Here is a 12501-nt window from a genome sequence, read left to right on the forward strand (position 1 = left end):
TACTCGAATATAGGTCTAGAGCCAACTTTCTTTTTCTTATTTCATCCTTGACTATATAACAGAAAACCCCATATTGCTCTAGTGTAAGCTAGGCAGTATGGGGTGGTGGGGTAGTAAGTATGCAGCAGGACTATCTAGTGTTACATAGCAATTATATTTATTATTTATTTCCCTTTGGCTTCATCAGCTGCTGATCCCCTTCGCAGAGGATTCAGGTGACTGTAGTGACGTCCATACATGAAATAAATAAACAAACCGATAACCAGCCAAGCGAAAAATGTGATCCATGTCAGAGCAGCTAGACGTGTCATCAGATATACACAACCAATCGCACTCAGTATCGGAATCCATGGAACAAGAGGCACCTTGAAGCCGCGTTTGAGCTCAGGGTTGTTTTTTCGCAGAACGATAATGCCCAGACTCACAACTGCGAATGCAAACAATGTACCGATGTTGGTAAGCTCCGCCAGATGACCAAGTGAAATGAAGCCTGAGAATAACGCAATGATGATACCTGCCACCCATGTACCTGTCGCTGGTGTTTGACTTTTACCACTGATTTTCGAGAATACCGGGGAAAGCAATCCATCACGTGACATGGAATACAATAGACGGGTCTGCCCATACATCATAACGAGCAAAACGGTTGTTATCCCCGTGATTGCACCAAGAGCTACAATCCAGGACAGACCATGCAGATTCACGAATTCAAACGCAAAAGCAACCGGATCGCTAACATTCAGCATGTGGAAAGGCACGATGCCTGTCAAGATCAAAGATACAACGATATACAGCAAAGTGCATATCGCCAAGGAAGCAATAATGCCAATCGGCAAGTCCCGCTGAGGTCGTTTGACTTCCTCCGCTGCCGTGGACACCGCATCAAATCCAATATAGGCAAAAAAGACGGTCGCCGCACCAGCGGTTACCCCTGAGATGCCAAACGGCAAAAAAGGCTGCCAATTGGATGGTTGTACATAAAACACACCCACTCCGATAAAAATCAGCACGACAATAATTTTGATCGCTACCATAATACCATTGGCACGGGCTGCCTCCTTGACTCCACGGGTGAGCAGAAAGGTGATCAGTAACGTGATGGCTGCTGCGGTAACATCGAAATAGGTCCCTTTTCCAGGATTGTATGCACTGCTGAGTGCATGGGGCAGCTGTAATCCGAAGCCTGACAGCAGTGACTGAAAATAACCGGACCATCCGCTGGCCACGGCCGCGCTGGCGAATCCATACTCCAGAATCAGATCCCAGCCGAGAATCCAGGCAATGACTTCATCAAAGGCAGTGTAACTATACGTATATGCACTTCCTGAGGCAGGTACGCTGGATGCGAATTCGGAATAACAAAGTGCAGCGAATGCACAGATGATGCCTGCAAGCAAAAATGAGAGCACTAATCCAGGACCTGCATAATTTGCCGCTGCGACTCCTGTTAATACAAAAATCCCTGTACCGATAATTGCCGCTACTCCAAGCGTCGTTAATTCCAAAGGACCCAGCGCCCTCTTTAACGCACTATTTTCTTCTCCAAAGGCAATTGGCTTTTTCCGAAGCAGCGAAGATCGTTTCTGATTCTCTGACATAGACATGTTCCTCTCATTACAAGCGTAGATTGAAGTATACCTTCATAGCTGCTTCATCTCGATCTGTTCTATAAAAAAGTCGTTTGTTCTATATTACCGGTCACCTACAAAAATCTATCGTATTCTACACGTTGTCGCGTTGCTATACTAAATTTTTTTTGATCACTGTACTATTTTGTGCTTTTGAGGCGAATAATATCATGAACTGATGGATAGGTAGCAAAATGAAAATCGATTTAAATCAAAACTGCGTATAATATAAATTATGCGCAGTTTTTTAAAGCCTAATTTTAGCTTAAATCAAGCATTAACTGGTTGTTATCTGCATTATCAAAAATAGTGGCTAATTTCGTCTTTTTTCACTGACCTCAGCATGCAAAAGTTGTCTTCTATATAAGGAATGAAGCGTTAAAACGCGACAAAGAGCCTCATCCATAGACGCGGCTCTCTTTCTTGTTTATTAGAATGACATGAACTTCTGTTCTGAGCTTCTGTACGTGAGATCACTTATTTTGCTCTGCTTTTCGCTTGGCTCGAAATCTTCGAACCTTCATCAGATTACCACACATTTTATCATCACAGTATTTCTGAGTGCGACTTCGGGTGTCGTCGTAGAAGATCCAGCGGCAATCCGTATTATCACAGACTCGAATTCTCGCCCCCTCCCCTTCTGCAAGTGTTGTTGCAAAATCAGCTGCGACCTCTGCCAAAACGTGCGCCCATTGAGAGCCGACAGATACCCACTCTACTTTCAGCTTTTGATCAACATAACGCAGCTTTTGGTACCCGCGCCCTTTATCCATCATGGAGTTAAGCCAATTTTGATTTTCTTCTGTTAATAATGCCCCGTGTGAAAGCTCAGTTGCCAAAGTAAGTAATTCATTTCTGATCATTCTCATCAAGTTCTCTTCTTCTATTGAAGCAGGTGTGGGCGCCTTCAGGCTCCACTTCTCCAGAAAACGTTGCTGCCACTCTGATTTCGCTAATCGATCCTCTGACCGATCTCCGCCGCGCCAATCATGATAATCACTGTTAATAAAGTCTGTCCAAAGTCTATCCATGCGTACCTCCGTAGAATGTAACTATCTAAAAATAAAAATGATGGTTACAAATATCCGTCATTGTGTTACATTAATTGTAACTACTTTGAACAACTTTAGCTAGTTACCATGAATTCAGGGAGGTATATCAATGAATACAACAGCAACAGATCTATTGCTCATTCAGAAAGATAGTACCTGGAATCAGATCGATTGGATCGTCCCTCTGTCAAAAGCGATTGAAGGACTGACAGCCGAACAGGCGGCCTGGGTTCCTCCGTCCGGTGGATCAAGCATCTGGCAGATGGTCAATCATATGTATTATTATAACCATCGTTTGTTGAATCGGCTTGAAGGAACCACACCTTCTCAACCTCCAGCTGATAGCAATGTTTCTACTTTTGGCGACTCTGGAGATCCACAGGACAATGAAGGTTGGAATCAACTCATGCAAGATCTTAATACAGTGGCTGCCGGACTTCGGGTGAAAATAGCCTCTTTACAGCCATCTGAGCTGGAAGCTTCATATATGGATACCGAGACAAAGTGGGGGCATGAACTCGCCCGCTGGGTCCTTCACGACGCGTATCACGCAGGTCAGATCGTGCTTCTACGCAGACAGCAGGGAAGCTGGAATATCATTTTCTAAAAAAAATGCTTGAACTGCTAGCGCTTACAGGAATAAGATGAACTTATTAATGTTACAACTTGTACTATAACCTATAAATTGAATAGGATCTTCGGGGTAGGGTGCAATTCCCGACCGGCGGTGATGTTCCACTCGGAACCAGCCCGCGACTCGCTGTTGACTGCTAAGGACAACAGCGACTGACTTGGTGAGACTCCAAGGCCGACGGTACAGTCCGGATGAGAGAAGATCAACACTTGACATACCGCTTCAGGGGGGAGGTTTCTTTCCTGACGATATGTTCATGGATGAGCCCCCGTTTATTTGGTGTATGCCAAAACGGGGGCTTTTGTCGATTTTGCCAACTGAAGATTCCGTGTTCTGACGAAGGAGTCCTGAATATGGAAAAGACACAGCATGCATCAACTGTTTATCGCAAGGAACAAAGCAATACCGGATTTTGGCTCGTTGTTCTCGGTGCAGCCCTTTGGGGCGTAGATCCATTGTTCCGCATTATTTTGCTGCAAACGATGACCTCTACTCAAATTGTACTGGTGGAACATATCATCGTGAGCTTAGTCGCCATACCCGTCTTATGGAAATTCCGCGCTGATCTGAAAAATCTGCGAGCCCGTCACTGGATCGCCGTTATCTTTATCTCATGGGGCGGCTCAGCACTGGCAACGGTTCTATTCACACTGGCGTTAACGCACAATGACCCTAATACCGTCTTGTTGCTGCAAAAAATGCAGCCTATCTTCGCGATTGTTTTGGCTAAATTCTTACTAAAGGAAACACTGCCGCGCCGATTCGGTTGGTTATTCATAGTGGCTCTTATAGGAACTTATCTACTTACGTTCGGCTTCACACTTCCGCTTGGAAACTGGAACAATTGGATTCACGCGGGCAGCCTGTTGTCACTTGGTGCTGCTGCCTTATGGGGCGGCTCTACGGTCATGGGCCGACTGATGCTGGGGCAAACCCGTTATGAGACGGTTACCTCTCTCCGCTTCGTCGTAGCTCTACCCTTGCTGATCTTCATGACCTGGAACGAAGGTGCAGCGTGGACCTTACCATCAGGTGCAGGAGAACAGGCAGCTGTTGCGCTCAACATTCTGGGGCAGGCGTTATTACCAGGTTTACTCAGTCTATTGTTGTACTATAAAGGTCTCTCGTCCACCAAAGCTTCTGTGGCCACACTGGCTGAGCTAAGCTTCCCGATGGCCGGTGTACTTGTAAACTGGATTGCATTCCAAACCTTCATCACATGGGAACAACTGCTTGGATTCATCCTCATCTGGATTGCGCTGTTTGCTATATCCAAACAGCAGGAACGATCTACCACAGCCGCAGACGCGGCTCCTAAGCTTCGAACAGAGTAATGAAGATCATATTTGCACTTATTAAGGCACTGACACATCCTTCTGGATCTGCAGTGCCTTTTGTCTTTTTATAATTCCAGTGGTACGATGACATATGGAAAGGTAATTATTCTATTTCATTTTTACGGAGAGGAACGATCATCATGTCTTCATTTTCATATACTTCCTATGATGCCATAGGTCTGGCTGAACTGGTTCGCTCACGGGAAGTCTCCCCCGTTGAATTGCTGGAAGCGGCTTACGCTCGCCTTGAAGAAGTTAACCCGCAGCTTAATGCGGTCATTCGTACATATGAAACACGCGCACGCGAGGAAGCCGGCTACGTTCGTCCTGGTGAACAGCCTTTTGCTGGCGTTCCATTGCTCCTCAAAGACATCTCGCAATCGCTGGAGGGGGAAATTCTGACTTCCGGTTCCCGTCTTCTGAAGGATCATCGAGCATTACGCAATTCCAACTTTGTATCCCGGCTCCGGGATGCAGGCTTCGTTATTATTGGACATACAAATACACCTGAATTCGGCCTCAAAAATATTACCGAGCCACGTCTTCACGGTCCGAGTCGCAATCCATGGAACACGAATCATTCACCGGGTGGTTCAAGCGGCGGTGCAGCTGCCGCTGTTGCTTCCGGTATTGTCCCCATGGCCGGAGCCAGTGATGGCGGAGGTTCAATCCGGATTCCTGCTTCCTTCAGTGGACTATTCGGACTAAAACCTACCCGTGGAAGAACTCCTGTAGGACCAGGTGTTGGCCGTCAATGGCAAGGTGCATCCATTGATTTTGCGTTATCCCGTACTGTACGAGACAGTGCCGCCCTACTGGATACACTGCAGGTTATTCAGCCTGAAGCCGCGTTTCATGCTCCGCTCTTTCCGGGCAGTTATTTGGCCGATATGAACTATCCTCATCAACGCAAACTAAGAATCGCTTATACAACCAATTCACCAGTAGGCACCCCTGTTAGCGAGGATGCAAAGGAAGCAGTGTACAAGCTGGTTCGGTGGCTGGAAGAACAAGGTCATCATGTTGAGGAAAAACTGAGCCCCGTCAACGGCGTTCGGCTGATGGAGAACTATTATATGATGAACAGTGGTGAAATGGCGGCGATGATCTCCTCCATGGAGCATGCGATGGGCAGATCTTTGACGTCTAGCGATATGGAGATTGAATCTTGGGTTCTGGCTGAGGCAGGAAAAAAAGTATCGGCTGCGGAATTCGTTCACAGTCTTGCCGAATGGGACGTAGCTGCCGCGCAGATGTCTACACTCTTCGAGCGTTATGACTTCTATATCACACCCGTTAATGCCTTTCCTGCACCAAAAGTTGGAGAACTAACCCCTCATGAGGAGCAAATTCAGCATCTGATGCAGATTAGCGAATTGGACAAGGTGCACCAGCAGCAATTGATCTATGAAATGTTTGAACCGAGTCTTACCTACACCCCTTTCACCCAACTCGCTAACCTGACAGGCCAACCAGCGATAAGCGTGCCGCTGCACCTCACAGCCGATGGCTTACCTATGGGCGTACAGGTTATGGCAACCAAAGGGCGTGAAGACTGGTTGCTCCATCTGGCTGGCCAGTTGGAAGCATCCGAACTTTGGATCGGAATGAATGGCAATCCGCTTTTCCCTTTATAAGAGAAAGAAAATGGACAACAATCTAGCTCCGTGACCAATTGAGAATATCAAGAGATCACGGAGTTAGTTGTCTTCAATTTTCTACTTACAATGAAATGTGTATGGCGTGTTCGTTTAATTTTAAGATCGGGAATGGCATACCATTTTTCAAATCATCAAAATTTCAATCAAATTAGTTTACATAATATTTATTGTGTATACTTATTGATATTTTCGTTCCATAATTAATTAAGTATATTTATATTTGAACGTCGCATCCGTCAAAAGGTACATCTCATTCAATGAGTTGAACGGCATTATGAATTGCATTTTGCTGTTCTTCTGAGAATCGGCTTTCATCTCCATCCCAATCCCCTAAAGCACAACAAAAAAAGCCGCTGCTTAGCGACTTTGTGTAAACGAAATTTAGTTTTACTCCGCACGAACCATCCGAACAGCCATATATTGTTGCCCTGGAAGATCTATACGGAATGTTCCTTCATAGACTCCGTCCAGCCTTTGGATAGTCATATTCCAGGTGTCGATCAAATCCACCCGGAATTTCGTCCCGGGGACAAGATGAAATTCGCGATATCTAGGCCGATTGAAGCCGAAATAATACAGTAGATATTCTGATTCCGCTCCCGCTCTCGGTACGTCCCATTCAGATGGGAGAGGATCAAGTTTTGCTCCAGGCGCTTCCTCCAATAACTGACGCAAGAATGAGATTCGATCCGGACTGCTTCCGTGCAGCTCCCCTCCCTTGGACCACCATAGCACTTCTTCATCATTGAGATACGTTTCCCCATGCCCGACGTAACCTCCACGCATCGCACCTTCCCAGAATCGCCGAACCATCTCTTCACCTGTAATATTACCCCATCCTTGATCAATGTCACCTTCATATGCACATTCATCAATTACAATAGGTTTGTTCCATTTCTCGCGCCATTCATTCGTAGCTTCAGAGGTTTTGTATACATCAACACGTTGAATACTGCAATGAGTTACCCATGGTTTTGAATAATCGTAGAATGTCATGCAGTTATGATTTGAGATAAGATGTCCATACGGGTCCTGATTTGTGACATTGTGTGCAAACCGCTCCCAGTCATCCAGTGACTTGTCTTGCATCAGATCATATTCGTTCGCAAGAGACCACCACACGTTATGAAACGAAGCCAATCTGGCCACGATATAGCGCAGGTATCTGTCGTCCGTATCTGCGTCCATTTTTGCGTATCCCCACCTATCATACGGATGGAAAAGGATCAAATCGGCCTGAATACCAACTTCAGCTAAGTCGTCGATTCGCGATTCCAGATGGCGGAAAAACTGTGGATTAAAACGTTCTGTATCCCATGTACCATCTTCCTGACGTTCAAAGGCCTCCAAACTCGGCTCATTATGGTTAAACAAGTAGGATTTCGGAAAAACACACATCCGAATTTTATTGAATGGAGACACTTTCAGAGAACGCAGTGTCCTTTCCTCAATCTCATGTTCCTGATGGGTCCAAGCATAACAAGTCGTTCCAATGGGGAGGTATGGCGTTAGATCTGAATATGCAAAATGGAATGTGTCCCGTACCCTCACTGGCCCGTGATTACCCTCTTTAGCTGGGGTACATTCAAATGATCCCTCTGACGCATCCAGCCATGAAAGATTGCTTGACATTCGGAACGTCCATGTACCGAGTGTTTCTGGCATGAACCGAACACGGTAAACATCCTCGCCGTCATAAAATCCGATTACATGCAAAGTTTGCCCATCGCTTATAAATTCAGCACTTAATTCCACATCAACATACGGGTTTCCTGGAGCTGGTCCCCTGAATTCAAGTTCAATTCTGTCCCACTTGGCTACGGACTCGGAGTAATGGACTTCGGTAATACTTTTTTGGTTGGACACCTGCATGTTTACCTCTCCTCTTTCCCTGATTTAAACTTGTAGATTTATAAATCAACGTGAGTAATCCTTGTCCTATCTATGTATTAGCTCTGGCAGAATTGAAATGTTGTGAATATATAATAGGACAGTTCAACAATACCATTTAATAATGAACCCTACAATAATATTTAGTATAATTTCATTTCTTTTTTTGATAAAAATTAGTTGTATTTTTTAGTCCCATTTTATATACCCTTCGTACATATCTCTATATTGAATAAAATTATCTATAATCTTCGCCTTTCCGGAGCATAAATCTGTATTGAAAACTAAATTTATTCTTTTACATCATAATAAAATTGTTAATTAAACTTAATTTTATTGTTTTTGTTAATATACAATTTATGAACAATCCCATAAGAAGTGAAGAGTTGAGATTACCTTTGAGTATTTTATTTTAGTTTATTTGAACGTCTGCCTTCTTAAACAGTATCCTTACTTTTTCTTCTCCCACATGTCAAAAAGAACAAGTTTCTGTCCTAAGGATCGCTGGTATTATCGGATTGGCTTAATATGTAAAATCTCCAATTCAGGATGTTATTTATTATGAATACATCCGCATACATGACGAGTTATTGCAAGATTACTCCACTGCCCCGGTGGCAGCGATTCGAAGATCAACTTCTACATCAAATTGCGCACGGGACAACTCTTTTCCCCAATTGTCCTGCACTTCCTTGTACGATGGGTACTGATATGCCCGCGCAAAGAATCCGAAACCGACAGGGTCTATTTCATATTGCTGGAATTTTTCAATGAGCTTCTCAATGGCTACTTTCATTTCCTCACTCAACTTTTTTTCCATGTCATTGAAATTATGCAGGAGTTCAAATTCAAGAAACTTTTCCGTGATGGCAATAATTGATTTTACGTTTACCTTGTATCGAAATTCCCCGTTCTCATAAGAAGATTTAATCTTGACCGAGGTACCCCCCAGAGTAAAACTTACTTTATCCACGTTATCCACGTTATACGGAACCGTTTGTTGGAGTTTATCCACTGGAAAAGTGAGACTGATTCCAGGTCCCGCCTCCTTTTTCAAAATTTGAAGAAGTGAACTTTCCTGGTAGGTCAGGGACGTTCGGTACTGGGCTTGATGTGAAAGGAGAGTCGTTCCTTTAAGTATAATTTTGTTATTCTCAATTTTGATTTCCGAGACGGCAGGGGTCATCGCCCGGTCATACAATTGTCGATGCAGCTCTTGCGCAGTTGTTGAGACTGTGGCTGAACTTTTGCTTCCTGATTCGACAATCGCTTTTAAAAAGATGAGTATTGGCGGCTGATCCTTCGATTGGAAGTTAAAGATATCAGAAACTGGACCATCAACTGCGATGATCCTGTCGGTAATTGTATTACGCGGGTCGCGGAACGTAACATCCATTACCTTAAACCAATCCTTGTATTTAAGTAATTCTTTCCCTACAACTATGACCTGATAATTTCGTCCCGCTACCGAACCTGGAAATTGAGCATCCTGCTGATTCTTGGACTGTCTTAATCCCTCAGCTATCCCTTCTGCTTCGCGGCTTTTCTTTTGGATGTCTTTGCTGAATACAGGAGCTGAGACATAATAATGAAGCTTTTGGTCTTCGACATCCAAGCCGAGTGCCAGTGGAACGGTAGCATCTTCCAAATTAGTTTTACCACTTCCGCACCCTGTGATTGAACACAACCATATACAAAGTACAATAGAAATGATTATTTTTTAACCCATTTCATGTTCGTTTGCCTCCCTTCCATTTTTTATAGATGATTACATACATAAGAAGGACTGCGGGCAATACGAATTCCATCACAAATCCAATGAAATTAAGTGAACTGTTGACTTGTGCAGCTGCCATAAAACTGGGGCGATAGATGAAAAAACTGATCTCAATGACAATACACCATATGGCAAGATGAGTTTTGTCCCGGCCTTTGCCCAACAGTGAAGCAGAACATCTGGATACAAGGTGCATGGCGGGAAGCCAAATACATGAGAATACAAACAAATAAAATGCAATAAATAACACTTCAACCCGTTCGATGAATTGAAATTCAATCGACTTCAAAATGCTGATCACCGGATCATTGTATTCCCCGATCTCATCAGGACTAAAATATACAAAGCAAATAATGGTGATCCCCAAATACGCCAGGCAAGTAAGAGTATTGGAGATTAACATAGCCGTCATGGCCTTTTCCTTTTTCACTAGATGAGGGTACAAAAACAAAACCTGTCCAATGCCCAGCAATGGATAGATCATGATCTTTATGGATGAAAGTACAGGAAGCCAACCCTCTTTAAATAGCGGAAGCAAATAAAGCCAGTGAGCACGATGCAGCGTTGACAGATAAACCAGGGGAATCCATATGGAAAACATCGAAACAATTTCGGTGTACCGCCCGATCACCTGAAATCCATGCTGTGCGATCTGATAGGTGGGAATCAGAAGCAGCAAGACCAGAATATATATATACGTCGTTGGCATCAACCAGAGTTTGATGACCAGCGTAGCAACCGCGTAACCATCATAAGCGAGCAGCAAATAATAGGCCATAAAAAGAAAAGTAACCAGTTTGGCTGCCCACCCGCCCATATAACGTCGAACTAATTCAAGTATTGTACTGTCCGGATTATGTTTCATCAATTTCACCATTGCTATGGAAGCTAACATCACCAGCCCCCATCCTAGAAAGATCGTCATCCAACCATCCGTTCCAGCATGTCTTGCAAGTTCTCTTGGGAGAGCCAGGAAGGCAACACTGATCTGGAAAGCAGAAATCATAAGGATGAATTGAAGCGTCGTTATCGGGCGATATGTCTTCATGTACTAATCCTTCTCCTTCCATCCCCTACTATTTCCTTGTCGCCTTGTCTGGCTAGATCGCGTGCTGATCGGGCGCGTGTTCATCATCCATAACGGCAACCGGAGTAAGGTATCCTTCCAATCCACGGGTCTGAATGGAGCAATAGGCGTACTATAAGAAGCGTTAAGCGAGTTTAACGTTATTAATCTGCCGATTATGGTCATCATGCCGACAACCAGTCCAATGAAGCCGAACCAGGTGGCGAGAATCATCATCATAAAACGCATTAATCGTACAGCCGCCACCATATCCTGATTCGGAATAATAAATGAGGATATCGCCGTAAACGCGACTACGATAACCATGACATTGCTAATCAGACCGGCCTGTACAACCGCCTGACCAATAACAATACCGCCGACAATACCTACTGTCTGACCTATCGGTGCTGGAAGCCGAACCCCTGCTTCTCTCAGCATCTCAAGCGTGAGTTCCATGATGATCGCTTCCACGAATGGAGGAAACGGAACTTGGCCTCTTGATTCACCAAGCGTTAGCAGCAGCTTCATAGGTATAATTTCATAATGAAATGAAATAACGGAAATGAAAAAGCCCGGCAGAAAGATGGCGATAAAAAAAGCAAAAATTCGCAATATTCTAAGAAATGACGAGATGGACCATCTGGAACTATAATCATCAACCGTTTGAAAAAAGAACATAAACGTAACAGGAGCTACCACTACACTCGGCGAACCATCAACGACAACGACACACCGACCTTGAAGTATTTGCGAAGCAGCCGTATCCGGTCTTTCAGTTGTAATGATCTGGGGAAGCAAGGCAAGCGGTTGGTCTTCAATAAACTCAACTAATTCGCCCGTGTTAATAATGGCGTCTACATCAATCGATTGAATGCGTTCTTCAAGAACTTTTATGATCTCAGGTTCAACCACATCCTCCAAATAAAGCAGGGATACAGCCGTCTGCCCTCGTGTCCCAACGATATACCGTTTAAGCTTTAATTCTTTGTCCGCGATATAACGTCGAATCATGGCTATATTTTGAGAACCATTTTCTATAAATCCCTGATGTGCCCCTTTCAATGAAGGTTCTTGTTGAGGGTCCTCAATTGCACGTTGAGGAATACCTTTTGTATCCAATACAAAGGCTTCACTTCGCCCTTCAATAAAAAGCACACTGTAGCCGATCATAATGGAAAGTTTGAGATCCTCCCACTTAGAATAAGGCTTTACGTACCCCACTGTTGTGATGAAGTCTTCCGATGGATTACCGGACTCTAGCTGAAGTGGAGAAAGAACATCATGATTAAGTATGGTCTTGTCAGTCATTTCATCCATGTATATGATGGCAGCTTGTTCACCGGTTTGTTTGATGCAGAGCTTTCGAACGATCAAGTCAGGAGTATTCGTAAAGATATCTTGAATTCTGGCGATGGATTCGCCCAAACTTGGAGTGATGCTATCATCTTTTGAG

9 protein-coding genes and 1 riboswitch are annotated in these 12501 nt (G+C 44.2%); of the genes, 3 read left to right on the forward strand and 6 right to left on the reverse strand.

All coding sequences use genetic code 11. The features are described from left to right. Positions 1-164: 164 nt before the first annotated feature. On the reverse strand, positions 165-1598 hold the full coding sequence (gene bcaP, locus MH144_RS04390) for a branched-chain amino acid transporter BcaP (RefSeq protein ID WP_239297836.1): 1434 nt from the start codon (positions 1596-1598) through the stop codon (positions 165-167). Positions 1599-2101: 503 nt separating this feature from the next. Beyond that, complete coding sequence (locus tag MH144_RS04395; protein WP_239297837.1) at positions 2102-2659, reverse strand: CGNR zinc finger domain-containing protein; 558 nt, start codon at positions 2657-2659, stop codon at positions 2102-2104. Between the two features lie 130 nt (positions 2660-2789). On the opposite strand from MH144_RS04395, the gene MH144_RS04400 reads away from it, so the two are divergent. From MH144_RS04400 to MH144_RS04410, 3 genes are all read left to right on the forward strand, one after another. Then, positions 2790-3287, forward strand: coding sequence for a DinB family protein (locus MH144_RS04400; RefSeq protein ID WP_239297838.1), 498 nt, complete (start codon positions 2790-2792; stop codon positions 3285-3287). Positions 3288-3370: 83 nt separating this feature from the next. Then, a riboswitch (FMN riboswitch) is annotated at positions 3371-3521 on the forward strand. Between the two features lie 146 nt (positions 3522-3667). Then, on the forward strand, positions 3668-4648 hold the full coding sequence (locus tag MH144_RS04405) for a DMT family transporter (protein WP_239297839.1): 981 nt from the start codon (positions 3668-3670) through the stop codon (positions 4646-4648). Between the two features lie 143 nt (positions 4649-4791). Further along, positions 4792-6288, forward strand: coding sequence for an amidase (locus MH144_RS04410; protein WP_239297840.1), 1497 nt, complete (start codon positions 4792-4794; stop codon positions 6286-6288). Positions 6289-6699: 411 nt separating this feature from the next. Here the strand turns inward: MH144_RS04410 and MH144_RS04415 are convergent, their stop codons facing one another. The 4 genes from MH144_RS04415 to MH144_RS04430 form a co-directional block, all read right to left on the reverse strand. After that, positions 6700-8184, reverse strand: coding sequence for a DUF5605 domain-containing protein (locus MH144_RS04415; protein WP_239297841.1), 1485 nt, complete (start codon positions 8182-8184; stop codon positions 6700-6702). Between the two features lie 616 nt (positions 8185-8800). After that, on the reverse strand, positions 8801-9889 hold the full coding sequence (locus MH144_RS04420) for a Ger(x)C family spore germination protein (RefSeq protein WP_239297842.1): 1089 nt from the start codon (positions 9887-9889) through the stop codon (positions 8801-8803). Between the two features lie 43 nt (positions 9890-9932). Then, complete coding sequence (locus MH144_RS04425; RefSeq protein ID WP_239297843.1) at positions 9933-11027, reverse strand: GerAB/ArcD/ProY family transporter; 1095 nt, start codon at positions 11025-11027, stop codon at positions 9933-9935. Positions 11028-11030: 3 nt separating this feature from the next. Further along, on the reverse strand, positions 11031-12473 hold the full coding sequence (locus tag MH144_RS04430; RefSeq protein WP_239297844.1) for a spore germination protein: 1443 nt from the start codon (positions 12471-12473) through the stop codon (positions 11031-11033). Positions 12474-12501: the final 28 nt, after the last annotated feature.

Source organism: Paenibacillus sp. ACRRY (genome assembly GCF_022346995.1).
In the GTDB taxonomy this organism is placed as follows: domain Bacteria; phylum Bacillota; class Bacilli; order Paenibacillales; family Paenibacillaceae; genus Paenibacillus.

Excerpts from the sequence above, each read along its gene's own strand:
- MH144_RS04405 (WP_239297839.1), top strand. The coding sequence starts at position 3,668 with ATGGAAAAGACACAGCATGCATCAACTGTTTATCGCAAGGAACAAAGC.
- bcaP (WP_239297836.1), bottom strand. The coding sequence starts at position 1,598 with ATGTCAGAGAATCAGAAACGATCTTCGCTGCTTCGGAAAAAGCCAATT.
- MH144_RS04425 (WP_239297843.1), bottom strand. The coding sequence starts at position 11,027 with ATGAAGACATATCGCCCGATAACGACGCTTCAATTCATCCTTATGATT.
- MH144_RS04410 (WP_239297840.1), top strand. The coding sequence starts at position 4,792 with ATGTCTTCATTTTCATATACTTCCTATGATGCCATAGGTCTGGCTGAA.
- MH144_RS04400 (WP_239297838.1), top strand. The coding sequence starts at position 2,790 with ATGAATACAACAGCAACAGATCTATTGCTCATTCAGAAAGATAGTACC.
- MH144_RS04395 (WP_239297837.1), bottom strand. The coding sequence starts at position 2,659 with ATGGATAGACTTTGGACAGACTTTATTAACAGTGATTATCATGATTGG.
- MH144_RS04415 (WP_239297841.1), bottom strand. The coding sequence starts at position 8,184 with ATGCAGGTGTCCAACCAAAAAAGTATTACCGAAGTCCATTACTCCGAG.